At 60.7% G+C, this 19,195-nt stretch carries 14 protein-coding genes; 10 read left to right on the top strand and 4 right to left on the bottom strand.

What is annotated here, in order from left to right; translation table 11 throughout:
* The first annotated feature begins 12 nt into the window (after positions 1–12).
* From AQUI_RS0110875 to AQUI_RS0110865, 3 genes are all read left to right on the top strand, one after another.
* Positions 13–381 carry a hypothetical protein gene (locus AQUI_RS0110875; protein WP_027257551.1) on the top strand — a complete coding sequence of 123 codons (369 nt, stop codon included), beginning with the start codon at positions 13–15 and terminating at the stop codon, positions 379–381.
* Positions 382–384: 3 nt separating this feature from the next.
* Positions 385–1,617 (top strand): mandelate racemase/muconate lactonizing enzyme family protein, encoded by a 1,233-nt coding sequence (locus AQUI_RS0110870; RefSeq protein ID WP_027257550.1) that lies wholly within the window; start codon positions 385–387, stop codon positions 1,615–1,617.
* A gap of 123 nt (positions 1,618–1,740) precedes the next feature.
* Positions 1,741–2,025 carry an ArsR/SmtB family transcription factor gene (locus AQUI_RS0110865; RefSeq protein ID WP_027257549.1) on the top strand — a complete coding sequence of 95 codons (285 nt, stop codon included), beginning with the start codon at positions 1,741–1,743 and terminating at the stop codon, positions 2,023–2,025.
* A gap of 154 nt (positions 2,026–2,179) precedes the next feature.
* On the opposite strand, the gene AQUI_RS0110860 is transcribed toward AQUI_RS0110865, so the two are convergent.
* On the bottom strand, positions 2,180–3,028 hold the full coding sequence (locus AQUI_RS0110860) for a fumarylacetoacetate hydrolase family protein (RefSeq protein ID WP_027257548.1): 849 nt from the start codon (positions 3,026–3,028) through the stop codon (positions 2,180–2,182).
* A gap of 28 nt (positions 3,029–3,056) precedes the next feature.
* Positions 3,057–6,014 carry a cyclic nucleotide-binding domain-containing protein gene (locus AQUI_RS0110855; protein WP_027257547.1) on the bottom strand — a complete coding sequence of 986 codons (2,958 nt, stop codon included), beginning with the start codon at positions 6,012–6,014 and terminating at the stop codon, positions 3,057–3,059.
* 236 nt (positions 6,015–6,250) lie between these two features.
* Here AQUI_RS0110855 and AQUI_RS0110850 point away from each other — a divergent pair, with 236 nt between their 5' ends.
* Positions 6,251–6,643, top strand: coding sequence for a DUF3307 domain-containing protein (locus AQUI_RS0110850; RefSeq protein ID WP_027257546.1), 393 nt, complete (start codon positions 6,251–6,253; stop codon positions 6,641–6,643).
* A gap of 117 nt (positions 6,644–6,760) precedes the next feature.
* Here AQUI_RS0110850 and AQUI_RS0110845 read toward each other — a convergent pair whose 3' ends face one another.
* On the bottom strand, positions 6,761–7,219 hold the full coding sequence (locus AQUI_RS0110845; RefSeq protein ID WP_027257545.1) for an Lrp/AsnC family transcriptional regulator: 459 nt from the start codon (positions 7,217–7,219) through the stop codon (positions 6,761–6,763).
* A gap of 146 nt (positions 7,220–7,365) precedes the next feature.
* Between AQUI_RS0110845 and AQUI_RS0110840 the strand changes: the two genes are divergently transcribed.
* Positions 7,366–10,788, top strand: a complete 3,423-nt coding sequence (locus tag AQUI_RS0110840; RefSeq protein ID WP_027257544.1) for an indolepyruvate ferredoxin oxidoreductase family protein — start codon at positions 7,366–7,368, stop codon at positions 10,786–10,788.
* A gap of 30 nt (positions 10,789–10,818) precedes the next feature.
* On the opposite strand, the gene AQUI_RS0110835 is transcribed toward AQUI_RS0110840, so the two are convergent.
* Entirely contained in the window at positions 10,819–11,484 is a 666-nt protein-coding gene (locus AQUI_RS0110835) for a TetR/AcrR family transcriptional regulator (RefSeq protein ID WP_027257543.1), read from the bottom strand.
* Between the two features lie 434 nt (positions 11,485–11,918).
* Between AQUI_RS0110835 and AQUI_RS0110830 the strand changes: the two genes are divergently transcribed.
* The 5 genes from AQUI_RS0110830 to AQUI_RS0110810 are packed head-to-tail and all read left to right on the top strand — an operon-like array spanning position 11,919 to position 19,128.
* Complete coding sequence (locus tag AQUI_RS0110830) at positions 11,919–13,700, top strand: ABC transporter ATP-binding protein (protein ID WP_027257542.1); 1,782 nt, start codon at positions 11,919–11,921, stop codon at positions 13,698–13,700.
* Entirely contained in the window at positions 13,693–15,606 is a 1,914-nt protein-coding gene (locus tag AQUI_RS0110825) for an ABC transporter substrate-binding protein (protein WP_027257541.1), read from the top strand. Before AQUI_RS0110830 ends, AQUI_RS0110825 begins: the two co-directional genes overlap by 8 nt.
* Positions 15,606–16,634, top strand: coding sequence for an ABC transporter permease (locus tag AQUI_RS0110820; RefSeq protein ID WP_027257540.1), 1,029 nt, complete (start codon positions 15,606–15,608; stop codon positions 16,632–16,634). Before AQUI_RS0110825 ends, AQUI_RS0110820 begins: the two co-directional genes overlap by 1 nt.
* On the top strand, positions 16,631–17,785 hold the full coding sequence (locus tag AQUI_RS0110815) for an ABC transporter permease (protein WP_027257539.1): 1,155 nt from the start codon (positions 16,631–16,633) through the stop codon (positions 17,783–17,785). Before AQUI_RS0110820 ends, AQUI_RS0110815 begins: the two co-directional genes overlap by 4 nt.
* Positions 17,782–19,128, top strand: a complete 1,347-nt coding sequence (locus AQUI_RS0110810; RefSeq protein ID WP_027257538.1) for a CoA transferase — start codon at positions 17,782–17,784, stop codon at positions 19,126–19,128. The genes AQUI_RS0110815 and AQUI_RS0110810 overlap by 4 nt, the downstream gene beginning before the upstream one ends.
* Positions 19,129–19,195 lie beyond the last annotated feature (67 nt).

Genomic DNA, 19,195 nt, shown 5'->3' with positions numbered 1-19,195 from the left:
GGAGCGCAAGGCGTGCTGAAATTTCTGACCGATCTCTTCAAACCCGAGGCCCCGAAGGCTCCGCCGATCACGTCTGAGACATCGATGAACTTTGATGCAGGCAGCGTCGGCCCTTTCCTGACCCGGCTGGCCAACAATCCCCGTTTCGGCCTGCCTGCGGGTTTCACCGCTTCCGTTACCGGCGCGATCCAGGACATGGCGTTGGACGAAACCCGCCGCTGGCGGGTTGACGGCGCATTTGACGGGTCGCGAGTGCAGATCGAGATCGAGGTTTTCATGGATGATACAGAGGCCCCTGACCTGGCCTTTTCCAGCACAAAGGCCGCAATTGTTGAGATCGACAAAGAGCTAACAGCCTTTGCCGAGGATTCGGAGACCTAGACTATGAAACTGCAAGATCTGGATATCATCGTAACCGCCCCACCTGCCCCTGGCTGGGGCGGGCGTTATTGGATTCTGGTAAAGGTCACCACGGACACCGGTGTTACCGGCTGGGGCGAATGCTACGCGTCATCCGTCGGCCCAGATGCGATGACCCATGTGATCCGCGACGTATTCGAGCGCCACGTGGAGGGTGAGAATCCGGAAAACATCGAACTGATGTTCCGCCGCGCCTATTCCTCGGGTTTTACCCAGCGCCCGGACCTGACGGTGATGGGGGCGTTCTCGGGCTTGGAAATCGCCTGTTGGGACATATTGGGCAAGGACCGCGGCCGCCCGGTGTATGCCTTGCTTGGCGGGCGGATGAATGACCGCATCCGCGCCTATACTTATCTCTACCCGCTGCCGCATCAGGACATCACGGAGTTCTGGACCTCGCCTGAAATGGCTGCCGAGGCCGCAGCACAAAAGGTGAGCGAAGGCTACACCGCGCTGAAATTCGACCCCGCAGGCCCGTATACGATGCGCGGCGGGCATATGCCTGCGATGTCGGACATCTCGATGTCGGTGGCCTTCTGCAGAGCGATCCGCGATGCGGTGGGCGACAAGGCGGATCTGCTGTTTGGCACCCATGGCCAGTTCAGCACGGCAGGTGCCATCCGCCTGGGCCAGGCAATAGAGCCCTATTCCCCGCTCTGGTTTGAAGAGCCTACCCCGCCCGACAATATCGAAGACATGGCCCGCGTTGCCCGAAACGTGCGCATTCCTGTGGCCACAGGTGAACGACTGACCACAAAGGCGGAATTTGCCGCTGTGCTGCGGGCTGGTGCAGCCGAGATTCTGCAGCCTGCCTTGGGCCGCGCAGGCGGGATCTGGGAAATGAAGAAGGTCGCGGCCATCGCAGAAGTGTTCAACGCACAGATGGCGCCGCATCTTTATGCCGGACCGGTGGAATGGGCGGCCAACATCCACTTGGCAGCCTCAATCCCGAACATTTTGCTGCTGGAAACCATCGAAACCCCCTTCCACGATCAGCTGATCAAGGGATCCATCCGGATAGAGAACGGATTTGTCATCCCGCCAGAGGCACCGGGACTGGGCATCGAGGTGGACGAAGACCTTGCCCGTGCCCACCCGTTCACCGGAACTGACTTGCACCTCAATATGCAAGAAGCGCCCTGTGATTACGCCAATGGCAACGCCTTTGCCGGTGGCTCTCCGCCGATCGTGGACTGAGACTGTAATTCCCGGGTGACTCTACCCGGAGAATAAAGGCAATATGCGGCATACGACCAGCCAGGATGCCGCATATTGCCTGCCCAGAACAACGACCTCTTCAAACCGGAAACGCCAATCGACATGCAGGAACGCGCCGCCGCAGCGGCGGCTTTCCTCAAAACACTTGCCCATGAAGGGCGGCTGATGATCCTATGCCATCTTGGCACCGGCGAGAAGTCTGTGGGCGAGCTGGAAGCCCTTTTAAACATGCGCCAGGCCGCGGTGAGCCAAATGCTCGCCCGGTTGCGTGAAGATGATCTGGTTACCACGCGGCGGGAAGGTAAGACGGTTTTCTATTCCCTGACTGACGGCAACACACAAGAATTGATAGCGTTGCTGTACAAGCAATTCTGCAGCGGCGCTTGAACGCTTGTTTCCGCGGCCGCGGGCGGCCAGGCAGATTCGGTATGTTCCGCTTTAGCGCCGCTGAATTCAGGCCCGCGCTGCGCATGGCGCAGCGCCACGCCCAACCGGGGAGGCGCATTCTGCGAATGCTCCGGAAGAACCCGCCTGCGGTCCGTCACGCGTCAGCCCGCACCGTTTGGGTCTGCACACCTAGCCCTTCGATCTCCAGCCGCATCACATCGCCGGGCTGCAGATAGGCCGGCTGCGGCTTGCGCCCCATTCCGACGCCCGGCGGTGTGCCGGTAGCGATCACATCGCCCGGCTGCAAGGTCATCAGCTGGCTGAGATGCGAGATGATCTGTGCCACGGTGAACACCATCGTGGCCGTCGTTCCAGCTTGCTGGCGCGCGCCGTTCACATTACAGGTCAGCCACAGGTTCTGCGGATCCGGCACCTCGTCCCGCGTCACCAGCCAGGGACCGATTGGCCCAAAGGTGTCGCAGCTCTTGCCCTTGGTCCATTGGCCGGTCAGCTTGGTCTGATAGTCGCGCTCGGACACATCATTGACCACGCAATACCCCGCCACATGGTTCAATGCATCTTCTTCGGTGACATATTTGGCTGCAGTGCCGATCACAACGCCCAGCTCGACCTCCCAATCCGCCGCCATTGAGCCGCGCGGCAGGATCACGTCATCATCCGGTCCGCAAATGGAAGAGGTCGCCTTGAGAAACAGGATCGGATGCTCCGGCAGCGCCATACCCATCTCTTCTGCGTGATCGGTGTAGTTGAGGCCGATGCCAAGGAACTTCCCTGTCTGTCCGGTACAAGGCGCCAGCTCCAGGTTTCCTTCCACCAGCGGCAACTCTGTCGGGTCCAGCGCTGCCAGCCGGGCCAAGGCTTCGTCCCCCAGCACCGCACCGGTGATGTCTGGCACATGCGCCGATAAATCCCGGACTGCGCCTGTGCTGTCCAGAAGGCCAGGCCGTACTTCCCCGCCCGCGCGGTACCGCAGCAGTTTCATGTTACTTTTCCCTGTCTCAATTCCTGAATCAATTGGAGACGTAGCCCGCCACAACCTGCAAAAGCTTGAATGCCGTGGAGGCGTCATTTTCCACCACTGCCAGAAATTCTTCTTCGCCAATTCGCAAGCAGCTAAGGTCCGTCGCCGCGATCATGCTCAGCGCCCGGGCTTCATGGCGGATCAGACCCAATTCCCCCACCAGCCGCCCGGGGCCAACCGTGGTGATCAGCCGGTCCTCACCGCCAGGCTGCGGCAAGTAAAGTTCTGCCTCGCCTTCAAGGATCATATAGGCCCCGTCCGACGCTTCATCATCCTTCAGGAATACCACTTCGCCCGCTGCGGCATCATACCAGCGGGCGCCAAACGCCAGCAGGCGCAACTGACGCCGGTTCAGGCCCGAGAACAGTTCAGTTTGCTCCAGAGCCCTCAGTTTGCGGGCGAGATCCTGGCTCGCCGCACCGTCGCCAGCCGCCGCAACCTGCGCCTCGTCGCTGACCAGACGGCCCTGGCGCAGCTCAAAGAAGACATCAAAAACATCTGGACTCTGGAAGCTGGGGGCAAGATAGATCAGCGTGGTTCCGGGCAGCAGCTTGCGCAGGTTCTTATGCACTGCGACCCGGGTTTCCAAGTCATAGCTTGCCATCGCGGAATCAAGGATCAGGATATCCGGTTTCTTGATTGTGGCCCGGCAAAAGGCCAGCGGTTCGGCAAAGCTGGCAGCCAACCCCTGCCCGCCCACCGCAATCGGCATGTCAAAGATCAGCTCCACCACCTGGTCACGCAGACCTTCGCGCACCATCAGTTCCGAGACCAGTTTTCGCACCTCATCGCCCTTGGCCCCTGCTGCATCCGATATTTTGCCGAACAGAGCGTTTTCCAGAACCGTCAGCGTGGGGGCGATTGCCTCTTCTGCAAACGGCACAAAGCCGGCTCCCAAAGCTTTTAGCAAGTTTTGCCCGTGGCTGCGGCGGAAACCAAGAATCCGCTCCTTCATTGCCTCTTCAAAGGCCGGACCGATCTGTTCCGCCGAAATGGTGAAAGGCACGATCAGCAGCTGCGCCAGCTCCTCGCGGCTGAGCGCCGCCGCATTGACGGTGCCGGGCCGGTCGACCAGCGACAGTGCTGTTTCATAGGCGCCCACATCCAATCCCAACTTACGAAACAGCGGGTGGCCAGTGCCATCCATGCCGAAGATTTGGCGCAGCATCTCCACCACATCACGGGTCAGTGCCACCAGTCCTTCGTCCAGTTCCAGCTGCTTGAGCTGATCAAGAAATTCTGCATGCCCATGCAGAATCTCTCCGGTCATTGCTTGTTGCGAAGCCGCAAACAGCAGGTTTTCCGCAACCGGCAGGGCCGGATTGTATGTTTCCGGCTCCAGAAAATGCACATGCACGTCCAGACCGGCGTCCAAAATGGCCTGGCGCACCGATGGGCGCAGCCCGACCAGCCGTTCCGCCAAATCCGGGTGGGCGGGCGCCTCGAAGCATTGTTCGATACCGCGGCGGAACAGGGCGGTATCAGACCCAATCCCTTCAACCAGCTGCAACCACCAGCTCCGCAGCTCCGCTTCGCTGGAGAAACCAGCCAGTTTGGGATCAAGCCAGGGCGCATCAAAGGGGTCCGGGCTATTGCCCGCGCGTTTGGCAATCTTCAGCTGCTGCAGGTTCTGAGCCGCGCCCAGCGGCCGCAGCCGCATTGGCATCATCACGTTGTCGCCAAAAGACCCTTGGAACAGAACCGGCCGCGAGGTGGCATAGCCGATCCGCGCCGCCACCGTTGCCTGGTGCAGCCCGCTGAGGTTCTGATCTGCCACTGACACGGTTCCGGTTGACGGAAGGATTTCCCGCGTCAGCAGTTCCGCCAGGGCCCGGCGGTCTTCCTCGGAGGGGGCTGCAATACCGATAACCTGCCCTGCGGGGAAAGTTGCGCTCAGCTCCTCCAGCACCAGATTGCCATCGGTATCACGCACATTGACCGCATCCAGAACCACATCGCCGCGCAGGCGTTCCAGCTCCGCCGGCTCGCCGCTCAGCAGCTTCTCATCCACCATGCCCTGCGGCGCAAAGCGCTCCAGGATCACCTCCCAGCGCAAACCCATGTCCTGAGTCTGGTTGTAGTAGGTCAGCAATTCTTTCCAGGGCGATGCCAGATCCTTGTAGGCCGCAAGCGCCGCCACCAGCGCGCCCAGCGAGACTTTGCCCTGCAGCACAAGAAAGCCGCCGACAGCATAGAAGAAGAACGGCGTGAGCTGCGTGATGAAGTTATTGAGAAACTTCATGAAGAATTTTTTCTGGTAGATCTCGAAGCGGATGTCATACAGCCGCCCCAGCCTAGCCGTGATGATCGCCATCCGGTAACGCCAGCCGCCATTGATCCGCAGCGTCGCGGCGCCTGCAGCGCTTTCGCCGATCTCAGTGGCCAGCGCCCGCACCTGTTTGATGCGTTTTTTGTTCAACAGGTTGATCTGGCGCTGCAGCATCGGAATCAGCCAGCCCTGCAACGGGATGAGAGCAATAGCTGCCATGCCGAACCAGAAATTCTGCAGGAACAGGAAGAACAGGATGGTCAGCATCTGCCCCGCTTGCAGCACCGGCTGGCTGACCGCATCGCCCATCAGCCCGCCCATAGGTTCGGATTCGGAAGTGACCATCGACACCAGTTCGCCCTGGCTCACCCGCTCGAAATAAGGCTGCGGAAAGCGGAGCACCCGGGCAATCAATTGATAGCGGAAGCGGCGCAGCATCCGCTCGGCCAGTACGCCCTTCATCGTGTTGATGCGCATTTTCAGCAGGCCGTGGCACAGCACCGACAACAGAAAACCGCCGCAAAGGATCCACAGGAACGTCAGCTGATCAAAGCTCTGCCCGAGCAGTGTGATAGTGGAGGTCTCGGCACCGATCGCATCGTTGATGATCCGTTTCGGCAGCTCCAGCGTCAGGTACAGCAGCGGGAACAGGCAGGCCGTGACCAGCAGCAGCACCAGCTGGTCGCGTTTCGAGTACTTCCAGATGAAACGGAACAAAGAGCGTTCGATGGGGAAAGCTCCATAAATGGCGGCTTCGGATGTGGTCTGCCTTATGGGTAGCGCGGTTTGGCAGGCACAGGCAATGGGCAGAAGACCGCCTTGTCCCGTTGCGGCACCCTGCCGGCGCGGCATTTGCCAGACGGCGAAAAATCCGTAAGGTTCCAGCGAGGTATCCATGCTGGAGGTCAATCGGTTTGCCGGAATATGTCGGATCCGTTCTGCTGCTGCTCTGCGCTTTGCAGGTCAAGCACCTGTTTGCCGACTTCTTTCTGCAAACGCCCAAGATGCTGTCCGGCCGCTGCGCCTATGCCCATATGGGGCGAGCCCAGCATGCCGGTGTCCACGTGATCGGCTCGGCCATTGTCTATGCGTTGTTCAGCGCACCTGTGCCGTTCATCCTGGTGCTGGCGGCGCTGGAATGGGTCGTGCATTTTCACATCGACTTCGGCAAAGCCCGGTTTTCGGAGCGCAAAAAACTGAACCCGCAGCAAGCGATGTTCTGGCAGGCCATGGGATCGGATCAGGCGTTGCACCAGCTGACCTATATCGCCATGGCCTGGGCCTGGGTGAAATACGCAGCGATGTGACAAAACCCGCAAGCTGGGGGCCGCCCCCCAGACCCCCGGAGTATTGTTGCAAAGATGAAATTGATAGATGGTCCTCGTTTCTTCCTTCCAACAGCACTTCCGCCGCAGGCGGACCTTCTAAGGCACAACGGGCCTGTCCCGTTTGATCGTGCGCAGCACCACATTGGTCTGGGCACTGGCAACTGCTGGCAGGCGGAACAGGAAATCCTCCAGAAACCGGTTATAGGCATCCAGATCCGGAGCCAGGACCCGCAGGTGATAATCAGACTGCCCAGTCGTTGCGTAACATTCCTGAACCAGCGGGCTGCTCTCCACCGCGCGAATGAATTCCACCAGCTTGTCCGGATCGTGGCGGGTTAAGTGCACATGCACGATAGCCTGGAACCCCAGCCCCATTGCCGGTGCATTCACCACCGCACCGTAACGTTCAATAATGCCCGCCTCCTCCAACGCCCGCACCCGGCGCCACAGAGCCGACGGCGACATGCCCACTGCCTCAGCCAGATCGGCGTTGGAGATGCGGGAGTCTTCCTGCAGCAGGGTGAGAATACGGGAATCGCGGTCGTCAAGTTTCATATTCCGGTCACTTTCTTCACTGGACCACTGAGATCCGAACATTATGACCATAATTTTCCACAAAAGCAGCAACTCAGGCAAATCTTTTCAAGCATTGCGGATTACTTTTCCGGAAAGCACATTTACCGCGCAAGGACTCTCTCGAGATGACCAAGCTGAGCCATGATTTTCGCAGCTACAAGCTGGACGACCGGTACGAAATGACCCAGGGCCGGGTTTTCCTGACCGGCACCCAGGCCTTGGCCCGGATCATGTTCGATCAGGCGCGTCGCGATCAGGAAGCCGGCTTGAACACCGCGGGTTTTGTCTCTGGTTACCGCGGCTCGCCCTTGGGTGCAGTCGATCTGGAATTCTGGCGCGCCAAGGACCGGATGCAGGCAAACCGGATCAAGTTCATGCCTGCGGTGAACGAGGACCTTGGCGCCACGGCTGTCCTGGGTGCGCAGCAGGCAGTGCTGGACCCGCATTGCGAGGTCGAAGGCGTGTTTTCCATGTGGTACGGAAAGGGCCCGGGCGTGGACCGGTCCGGCGATGCGCTGAAACATGGCAACGCCTACGGCTCCTCTGCAAAGGGCGGTGTGCTGGTGGTGGCTGGTGACGACCACGGCTGTGTCAGCTCCTCGATGCCGCATCAGTCGGATGTGGCGTTCATGTCCTGGTTCATGCCGGTGCTGAACCCCGCAGATGTGTCAGAGTATCTGGCTTTTGGCGAATACGGCTTTGCACTATCGCGCTACTCCGGCACTTGGGTTGGGTTCAAGGCGGTGTCGGAAACCGTGGAAAGCGCGCGTTCGGTTGACCTGCGCCCGGACCGGGAATTTGCCTGCCCCGATTTGCCAGATTATCCTGGCGGGCTGCATATCCGCCGCTCCGACCTGCCCTCGCCCGAGATTGAGACCCGCATCCACGCCAAGCTCGACGCCGTGCGCGCCTTTGCCGAGGCCAACCCGATCGACAAGCGGATTTACGATATCAAGGACGCGCGCTTTGGCTTTGTTTCCACCGGCAAGGGTCATCTTGATCTGATGGAAGCGCTGCGCCTTCTTGGGCTGGATGAGGCCGCCTGCCGCCGCCTGAAGATCGACATTTACAAAGTCGGCATGGTCTGGCCGCTGGACCGCACCGATGCGCTGAAATTCGTGAAGGGCAAGCAGGAGGTGCTGGTCGTCGAGGAAAAGCGCGGCATCATTGAAAGCCAGTTCAAGGAAAACTTCTATGACTGGCCCGGCAGCAAACCCGAAAAGATGGTCGGCAAATACGACAGCAAGGGCGAACCGCTGATCCCCTGGACCGGCGAGCTGAGCCCGCTGCTGCTTGCCCCCATCGTTGCCGCGCGGCTGGACAGCTTCTTCCCGGAGGAGAACCTGCCAGCCAAGGCCGCAGCACTCACGGCGGAACCGCCGAAGCTTCTGAACGTGCCCGGCGCCGCCCGTACGCCCTATTTCTGCTCCGGCTGCCCGCACAACAGCTCGACCAAGCTGCCGGATGGCTCCAAAGCGTTTTCCGGCATCGGCTGCCATGTGATGGCCAGCTGGATGGACCGCGATACAGCCGGCTATGCGCAGATGGGCGGCGAAGGCGTGCCCTGGACCGTGGCCTCGCAGTTCAATGGAAACAAACATGTGTTCCAGAACCTGGGCGAAGGCACCTGGTATCATTCTGGCTCGCTTGCGATCCGCCAGGCAGTCGCGGCAGGCACCAATATCACATACAAAATCCTATATAATGATGCGGTGGCGATGACGGGCGGCCAGCCGGTGGACGGGCCGGTTTCGGTGCATGGTATCGCGCAGACCTGCCGCGCCGAGGGGGTGGAACGGATTGCATTGATCTCGGACGACATCGGCAAGTTTATCCGCGGCGACTTCCCCGCCGGCACCACCTTCCATGACCGCAGCGCGCTGGACACAGTGCAGCGTGAGTTGCGCGACATCTCCGGCGTCACCGTTCTGATCTACGAACAAACCTGCGCCACTGAAAAACGCCGCCGCCGAAAGCGGGGCAAGATGGAGGACCCGCAACGCTTCGCTTTCATCAACGATCTTGTCTGTGAGGGTTGCGGCGATTGCTCGCTTGAATCCAACTGCCTGAGCGTCGAGCCGAAGGAAACGCCCTTTGGCCGCAAGCGCAAGATCAACCTGTCCACTTGTAACAAGGATTTCTCCTGCCTGAACGGCTTCTGCCCCTCCTTCGTCACCGTCGAGGGGGGCACCAGGAAGAAGAAAAAGCCCGCTGGTCTGGACGCTGCCGCATTGAACGCCAAGCTGCCAGCGCCGGAACTGCCCTCTCTCAAGGTGCCGTTCGACCTGCTGGTCACCGGAGTGGGCGGCACCGGTGTTGTCACCGTCGGCGCGTTGATCACCATGGCGGCACACCTGGAAGGCAAAGGATCAAGCGTGCTGGATTTTACCGGCTTTGCGCAGAAGTTCGGAACTGTCCTCAGCTACATCCGGCTGTCCAAAGAACCCGGCACCTTGAACCAGGTGCGCATCGAACAGGGCGGCGCGGATGCGGTTATCGGCTGCGACGTGGTGGTCAGTTCGGCGCCCAAGGCCTCGGCCCATTACCGCGCAGGCACCAAGGTGGTGCTGAACCGGGCTGAAATGCCCACTGGCGATCTGGTGCTGCGCCGCGATGCAGATCTGATGGCAGGCCTGCGGGAAAGAACCATTGCCGAGGCCGTTGGAGAGCAAAACCTGTCCGGTTTCAACGCCAATGAGGCCGCGGAAACAATGCTGGGCGACGCTGTGCTGGCAAATGTCATGATGCTGGGTTTTGCCTGGCAGCAAGGGCTGGTGCCGGTCAGTGCAGGGGCGCTGGACCAGGCGATTGAGCTGAACGGCGTTGCCATTGAAAGAAACCGCCTCGCCTTTGCCATAGGCCGTGCCATGGCGGAGGACCCGAAACTGGTCGCCAGCCACTTTGAGGAGACGCACGCAAAGACGGAAACATTGGACGCACTGATCGAACGCCGCGCCACTTTCCTCACCGGCTATCAGAACATGGCTTATGCGGGACGCTACACCGCTGCTTTGAACCTGTTTCGCGACGCACTGCCTGCGGAGGCGCAGGAAGAACTGACCACCGCCGCGGCGCGGGCGCTATTCAAACTGATGGCTTACAAGGACGAATATGAAGTTGCCCGGCTGCTGACCAGCGACGCCTTCCAGCACCAGCTTGAGGATGAGTTCGAGGGGGATTTCAGCGTCAAATACCACCTCGCACCGCCTTTGCTGAGCTGGAAAAAGGATGCCCGCGGACGCCCGGCGAAACGGGCCTTTGGGCCCTGGCTGCGACCGGCGATGCACTTGCTGGCCAAGGCCAAGACGTTGCGCGGTTCGGCCTTCAACATCTTCGGCTATCACGAGGAAGCCCGCCTGCACCGCGATCTGCTGGCCTGGTTTGAAGCCGCGCTGCAGACCATCGCCAGCCGTTATCGCCCCGATGCGCATGAGGCCTGCCTGAAGGTACTGAAAGCGCCGATGGATATCCGCGGATATGGCCCGGTAAGGCTGAAAGCGGCTGTGGACGCGCGCGCGCAGGCTGAAGATTTGCTCCATAACCTATAAAACCACACGCCCGCGGCCGCGGCTGGCGCCTCAGACGTCCCAGTGCTGTTTGGTGAATTCGGTGAAGTCCGCCATCTCTTCGGACAACGGCTCGCGCCCGGTAAAGACCTTGAGGTACTCGGGCGTCACCTCCAGCCGATGCGCGTGGCTCTCATTCGGATCCGCCATCTCATAGCCGAGCTGCATGTAGTACAGCACCTTGGCCCGGGTCACTGCTTCCCGGTCTGCATAGCCGTAGCGGGCAAACATTCCCGTCAGCGCCTCGACCCGGCGCCGGTCCGAGCGGTCCAGCAGGCTGCGCACCTTGCCGGAACGGCGCGACCAGTCTCGCACGGCAAAGTCCAGCGCAGTGTTGAACAGATCAGGGTTGGTGATGCAGTGGAACACATTCAGGACCGCGCCAGTAATGGTCTTGGCCGGCGCTTCGGCCTGGCGCACCATGCCGACGGTATTTGTCTGCTCCCATTTCTTTAGCAGCGCATCCAGCAAGTCCTGACGTGATTTGAAATACCAGTAGAACGACGAGCGCGAAACCTGCATCCGCTCGGCAAGCGCCAGCACTTTCACTTGCTCCACCCCGTCCGAGATCAGAACATCCATCGCGACATTCAGCCAGTCGTTGCGGGTGACCTTAATGTTGCCGACCAGCGGCTCGGCTTCCGGATCGTCCCGGTGCAGAACAGGTTTTTGCGCCATGTGCGGCCTTTCGGAATGCGTGCGTTCCCTGGCATCCTATGCCGGGCTGACTGCTGGCGCCAACACGACAATCCTTTCAGCAGCCATTTGCGGCAATGACCGAGTGGCGCGGGGGCCACAGCAGGTCCGCTGCTTCTGGAGGGCGGGATTTGCATTGCTCCTTAAAACACCTGCCGGCACGCGAATGTGAGAAATTGTTACTCCCCCTGCGACACCGGACCGAAAACACCGGAAATGCAGGGCGATTGCGGGCTGACAGCACTGGGAGGCGCCCATCAGAACAACCGGAAAGCCGATCAATTTTCCCTTGCACAACGGGCATCTGGGCAAATGGGGTTTGACTAAGCAGCCTTCAGCGCGCGAAGGTGAGGCAAAAAAACAGGGGAAAACACGATCTCATGAGTGCCTTGAACCGGCCGGGCGGACAATTCTGAATGCGCCCGCTGCTGTCCGTTGAAAATCTCAGCATTGGATTTGGCAAGGGCGACTCCGTCGTGAAGGACGTGAGCTTTGCTGTGCAGCCAGGCGAAACACTCGCCCTGGTCGGGGAAAGCGGCTCAGGGAAAACGGTTTCTTGCCGGGCCGTGCTGCGCATCCTGCCAAAGGTGGCGCAGTTGCGCACCGGGCGTATTTTGCTGAACACCCGCGGCAGCGAACTTGACCTTGCGACGCTTGATGAACGGCGGATGCGCGACGTGCGCGGCAATACCGTCGCGATGATTTTTCAGGAGCCGATGCGCTCGCTTTCCCCGCTGCACCGGATCGGAAATCAGGTGTCAGAAGTGCTGTGGCTGCATGGCCGCAAGTCCGAACGCGAGGCACGCAAGGAGGTCCTTGAATGCTTTGAGCGGGTCGGGTTTCCCGAGCCGGAACGCACCTACAGATCCTACCCCTTCGAACTGTCCGGCGGAATGCGCCAGCGGGCAATGATCGCCATGGCCATGGTGGCAAAGCCGGACCTGCTGATTGCGGATGAGCCGACCACGGCGCTGGACGTGACCACACAGGCCCAGGTGCTGGGGCTGATGAAAGAGCTGCAACGCGAAAGCGGCATGGCGATGATCCTGGTGACCCACGACTTGGGCGTGGTCGCCAATATGGCAGAGCAGGTGGTGGTGATGCACAAGGGCCGGGTGATGGAATCCGGCCGTGCGGAGCCGATGCTGCGCACCCCTGCCCATCCGTATACCAAGGCCCTGTTTAATGCAGCACCGGAAATCCCGGATGAAGCCGTCGTCGCAATCCCGCCGTCACGCGATGACCTGATCATGGAGATGAAGTCGGTTTCCAAGACCTACACTCTAAGAGCCAGCAAGGGCTGGCAAGCTCCGACCCTGATCCACGCCTGCCGCGAGGTTGATCTGCGGTTAACCCGCGGAAAAACCCTGGCTGTTGTCGGTGAAAGCGGCTCGGGCAAGACCACAGCCGCACGAATTGCATTGGGGGCAGAACTTCCTGATCCCGGCGGCGAAGTGCTGTTCCGCCCTAATCCTGATCAGCCGGCGGTTACAGTGCACAGCATGGACCGTGCCGCGCGCACCGCCTTTCAGCGGCAAGCCCAGATGGTGTTCCAGGACCCTTACTCCTCACTTTCGCCCAGGATGCGCATTCAGGACACTTTGGTGGAACCCCTGGAAATCCACCGCATCGGTTCTCGTGCCGAACGCCGGGACAAGGCGGCGGACATGCTGCGGCTGGTTGGCCTGTCCCCGGACATGCTGAAACGCTACCCGCACGCGTTTTCCGGCGGTCAGCGCCAGCGTCTGTCGATAGCGCGCGCGCTGATGCTGGAGCCGGCGCTGATCGTCTGCGACGAACCGACCTCGGCGCTGGATGTTTCGGTGCAGGAGCAGATCCTTCTGTTGCTGGAGGAAATTCGCGACCGGCAGAACCTGTCTTATCTTTTCATCAGCCATGATTTGGCCGTGGTCGCCCGCATAGCAGATGAGGTCGCCGTGATGCGGCGCGGATTGATTGTCGAGCAGGCGCCGCCGGAAACCTTATTCTACAATCCACAGCACCCCTACACCAAGGCGCTGATCGCGGCCCAGCCGGAACCTGATATCGACCGGCCCATCGACTTAAAAATGGTAGCCCAAGGCGCAGGCGCGCCGGACTGCTGGCCCGAGGAATTCCGCTTTAACGGATCCGATGCCCCGCGCCTGGTTAACCTGAAACACCTGGAACCCGGCCATAAGGTGCGCTGCCATGCTTGATGCCCTGAAACCCTTTTTGGCGGTTGTTCTATGCCTTGCCCCGATTTCTGCCCTTTGCGGCCCCGAGGTCCAGGAAAGCAAATTCTGGAGCTCCGAAGTCAAGGCGGGCTACTTGCCCCCAGTGGCCAAACGCCTGCCAGAGGTGCCGCTGGTGGTCGATTTGGCTGCCAAAGGCCGGGCCTTCGGCACTGAGGGTGGCACACTGAACACCATGGTTACCCGTTCCAAGGACATCCGCCAGATGGTGGTCTATGGCTATGCGCGGCTGGCGGGCTATGACGAAAGCTACCGGCTGCAGCCTGACATTCTGCTAGGCTATGAGAACGAAGAGAACCGGCGCTACACACTGAAGCTGCGGCCCGGCCACCGCTGGTCCAGCGGTGATCCCTTCACTTCTGCCGATTTCCGCTACTGGTGGGAAGATGTAGCCAACCACGAGCTGCTCAGCCCGGCCGGTCCGCCGGATTTCCTGCGCGTGAACGGCAAGCTGCCGCGCGTAAGCTTCCCGGACGAAGCCACAATCATCTACGAATGGGACGACCCCAACCCCAGCTTCCTGCACATGCTGGCCCAGGCGCGCCCGCCTTTCATCTACCGGCCGGCGGAATACTTGAAGCAATTCCATGCCGATTACGCTGACCCGGGCGTGCTGGAGGAAGAAGTCGATTATGCCCGCGTAAAAAGCTGGGCCGCGCTGCACAACAAATACGACAACATGTACAAGTTCGATAACCACGAGCTTCCAACACTGCAGCCCTGGATAAACGCCTCGCCCGGCAAGAAGATCCGCCACCAGTTCGTGCGCAATCCCTATTACCACCGGATCGACAGCCGCGGCGTGCAACTGCCCTACATCGACACCGTGGAAATGGAGATCGTGACTGCCGGCCTGGTTGCGGCCAAATCCAACGCCGGAGAGGCCGACCTGCAGGCCCGCGGCCTCGGTTTTCGTGATATTCCGATCCTGCGCAAGGGTGAAAAGGACGGCGCAAACTACAAGACATATCTCTGGGGGTCCGGTGCAGCCTCGCAGATCGCGATCTATCCGAACCTGAATGCCAAGGATCCGGTCTGGCGCGAGGTGCTGCGCGATGTCCGGGTACGCCGGGCGCTGTCGCTGGCTATCAACCGCCGTGCCATCAACAGGGCGCTATATTTCAACCTGGCCAAGCCCGGCGCCATGACTGTGCTGGAACAGAGCGAGTTCTTTGACCCTGCCCTGCGTGCCGCCTGGGCGGATTTTGACCCGGAGCAGGCCAACTGGCTTCTGGACGAGGCCGGCCTTACAGAGAAAGACGCCTATGGGATCCGCTATCTGGCCGACGGGCGGCTGATGGAGTTGGTCGTGGAAACAGCAGGCGAACGTCAGGAAGTCGAGAATGCACTTCAGATAATTTCGGACGACTGGCGTGATGTCGGGGTCAAACTGGTTATGCGCCCGCTGGACCGCGACATCCTGCGCAACCGCGTGTTTTCTGGCAGCACCATGGCTTCTGCCTGGTTCGGCTGGGATAATGGCTTGCCGCAGGTCTACACCTCGCCTGCCTATCTGGCTCCAACGGATCAGGTGTTCCTTTCCTGGCCGAAGTGGGGCCAGTTCTATCAAACCGGCGGCGATGCGGGGGAGCCGCCTGACATGGCCCCGGCCCGGCAACTGATGGATCTGATGCAGGACTGGAACATGGCCACGACAGATGCCGAGCGTGCTACAGCCTGGCGCGCCATGCTGCAGATCCACGCTGATCAGGTTTTTGCCATCGGCGTCGTGGCCGCCGCGCCGCAGCCCGTCGTGGTCAGCAACCGCCTGCGTAATGTGCCCAATCAAGCAATATGGGCCTGGGATCCCGGCGCCCATTTCGGTCTTTACCGTCCGGATGAGTTCTTTTTTGAGGATGGCCAGGGCTGATGGAAATTCTGCGTTACGCCATTTACCGGTTTGGCACCATGCTGCTTACGCTTCTGGTGGTGTCGGTGCTGGTCTTTGCCATCATCAACCTGCCGCCGGGCGACTATCTGTCGAACCAGATTGCCGAGCTGCAGGCCACCGGCCAGTCCGCAGGCGTCGCCAAGGCGGAATTCCTAAGACAGGAATATGCGCTCGATAAACCCCTGTGGCAGCAATACATGATCTGGATGGGTTTCATGCCCGGCCCGCACGGGTTTTCCGGCATGATCCAAGGCAATTTCGGCTGGTCTTTCGAGTTCGACAGCCCGGTTGCCGATATTGTCGGCGACAGCCTGTGGCTTACAGTTCTGGTAAACTTGTCCGCCGTAATCTTTGTCTATGCGGTGGCGCTGCCGCTGGGTGTTTTAGCCGCTGCGCGGGCCCGGACCTGGATTGATTACACCTCGGCCTTTATCGGTTATCTGGGACTCGCCACGCCTAACTTTCTGCTCGCACTGATCTTGTTCTACTATGGCCACCGCTGGTTTGATCTGCCGATCGGCGGGCTGATGGCCCCCGAATACGAAGGTGTGCCGATGAACTGGGACAAAGTGAAGTCCATCCTCGTCCACCTGATCGTGCCGACCTTCGTGATCGGCACCGCCGGCGCTTCGGCGATGATGCAGCGGTTACGCGCCAACATGCTGGATGAACTTGGCAAGCCATATGTGGAAACTGCCATCGCTAAGGGCATGAAACCCTCGCGGATGCTGGCCAAGTATCCGCTGCGCGTCGCCTTCAACCCCTTTGTCGCCGACATCGGCAACCTGCTGCCGGCAATGATCTCAGGCTCCGTTCTGGTGTCGGTCGTGCTAGGATTGCAAACCATCGGTCCGACCCTGCTGACCGCATTGAAGACCCAAGACATGTTCCTGTCGGGCTTCGTGCTGATGTTCGTCGCTTTGCTTACTTTGATCGGCACCATGGTTTCAGATGTTCTGCTGGTGCTGCTTGACCCGAGGATCCGGTATGAGGGGCGCGGCACATGACCCGGCTGGCTGATGGACGTTTTGTCGATGACGAACCTTTCGACCCGCGGGCCTCGATTCTGGAGCTGGAGCGCAAAGACCTTGACGCGCCCAATTGGCTGCTGGTCTGGCGCAAGTTCAAAACCCACAAACTGGGGCTGATCTCGGGCATATTCCTGTTGGTCGCCTACCTCATGATCCCGTTCGCTGGCTTCATCGCTCCCTACGGGCCAAACCAGCGCTTTTCAGAGCATCTGTATTCCCCGCCGCAATCGATCAAGCTGTTCCACGAGGGCGAATTCGTGGGACCCTTCGTTTACCCGATGACGTCCGAGGCCAATCTGGAAACCTTCCAGTGGGAGTTCAGTCCCGACACCTCGCGTCCGCTGAAGCTTGAATTCTTCTGTGAAGGCAAAACCTATAATCTGGCCGGTATCATCGAAAGCAACCGCCACCTGTTCTGCGCAACCGAAGAGGCGACGATCTTTATCCTAGGGTCCGACCGGCTGGGCCGCGACATCTTCAGCCGCGTTTCCTATGGCGCCCAGCTGTCGCTTACAGTGGGGCTGATCGGCATTTCCGTGTCTTTTGTTCTCGGCATCTTCTTTGGCTCATTGGCCGGGTATTTCGGCGGCAAGACCGATTGGCTGATCAACCGGGTGATCGAAGTCCTGCGGTCCCTGCCTGAGCTGCCCCTATGGCTGGCGCTGTCAGCGGCGGTGCCCTCGAACTGGTCGCCGGTTGCGGTGTTCTTCGTCATCTCGATCATCCTCGGCATTCTTGACTGGCCAGGGCTTGCAAGATCGGTGCGGGCGAAATTCCTGTCCTTGCGCGAAGAGGAATACGTGCGCGCCGCTGAGATGATGGGGGCCTCTTCCGGCCGCGTCATCCGCAAGCATCTGCTGCCAAACTTCATGTCGCATCTGATCGCCTCGGCCACCCTCTCGATCCCGGCGATGATTCTGGGTGAGACCGCTCTGTCGTTCCTCGGCCTTGGCCTGCGCGCGCCGGCGGTCAGCTGGGGGGTGATGCTGAATGACGCGCAAAACCTGGCCTCGATCGAGATCTATCCCTGGACCGCGATCCCGATGCTGCCGATTGTGATTGTCGTCTTGGCTTTCAACTTTCTTGGCGACGGGTTGCGCGACAGCTTGGATCCCTACCAGCAATGACCTTGCTCGCTGCCCTGTCCGCGCCTGGCAGCTACCGCCTGACCGGCACAGGGCGCTGGCGCAGTGCCTTTGCGGTTACGGAACTTGCCACTGCTTCAATCGCCGCAGTGGGGCTGGAACTGGCGCGGCTGGTGAATGCGCTGAACCTGGCGCCCGTTTCGCCGGAGGTCACGGTCGACCAGCGCCTGGCGTCACTTTGGTTCAGCTATAGTTTCCGCCCCGAGGGCTGGGAGCTTCCCAGCCTGTGGGATCCGGTTGCCGGCAATTATGAAACTGCAGACGGCTGGATCCGCCTGCACACCAACCTGCCGCACCACCGGCAATCTGCCCTGAAAGTATTAGACTGCGCAGGAAGCCGCGCGGCCGTGGCAGTTGCAGTAAAGCAATGGCAGGCCGGTCTTCTCGAAAATCAGATCGTGACCGCAGGCGGTGCAGCCGCCGCCATGCGCAGCCGCGCAGACTGGCTGGCGCACCCGCAAGGCCGCGCTGTTGCCTCCGAACCGCTGATCCACTGGACCTCGCCGCGCAAGATCCAGCTGCGGGACAGGCTTCAGGCAACGGCAGACCGCCCGCTTGCCGGGCTCAGAGTGCTCGATCTCACCCGGGTTCTGGCCGGACCGGTCTCGACCCGCACGCTGGCCGGCTTCGGAGCTGACGTACTGCGCATAGACCCGCCCGGCTGGGACGAACCGGGGGTTATATCCGATGTTTCGCTCGGCAAGCGCATGGCGTCCCTGGACCTGTGCAACTTCCAAGACCGCCAGCGGTTTGAGGTGTTGCTGTCCAATGCCGATGTGCTGGTGCATGGCTATCGTCCCTGTGCGCTGGATGGTCTGGGCTACGGCGCGGACGCCCGCCGCCGGATCTCTCCCAATGCAGTTGAAGTGTCTCTGGATGCCTATGGCTGGACCGGTCCCTGGGCCCTGCGGCGCGGTTTTGACAGCCTCGTGCAGATGAGTGCAGGCATCGCCGATACAGGCCGCGTTCAGGCCAAGGCGGGCGATCCGCACCCTTTACCGGTGCAAGCGCTGGACCATGCCACGGGCTATTTGATGGCTGCAGCGGTGCTCTCGGCCTTGGCAACTGCTGCCCAAGGGGTAGCAGTGCCCGCAGCCTGCCTGTCGCTTGCCCGCACCGCAGAGCTACTGGCCGGAATGCAGAAATGTGCCGAAGGACCGGATGTCACCAAACCGGCAAACAGCGACTTCGCCCAAGAGATCGAAAACAGCGGCTGGGGGCCGGGCCGCCGCCTTGCTGCGCCGCTCGCCCTGGACACCAGCCAAATGCGCTGGGACCGGCCCGCCTCCCGTTGCGGCAGCGCACCGGCATACTGGCCGGAATAGCCCATGAAGAAGGGGCGCTCCCGTCTTGGCTTACAGCCAATTCATCCCGGAGTATTTTCAACCAGAA

Source organism: Leisingera aquimarina DSM 24565 (assembly GCF_000473165.1).
In the GTDB taxonomy this organism is placed as follows: Bacteria; Pseudomonadota; Alphaproteobacteria; order Rhodobacterales; family Rhodobacteraceae; genus Leisingera; species Leisingera aquimarina.
Note: the sequence above shows the minus strand (reverse complement) of the source record. Positions and strands in the feature narration are given on the sequence as shown.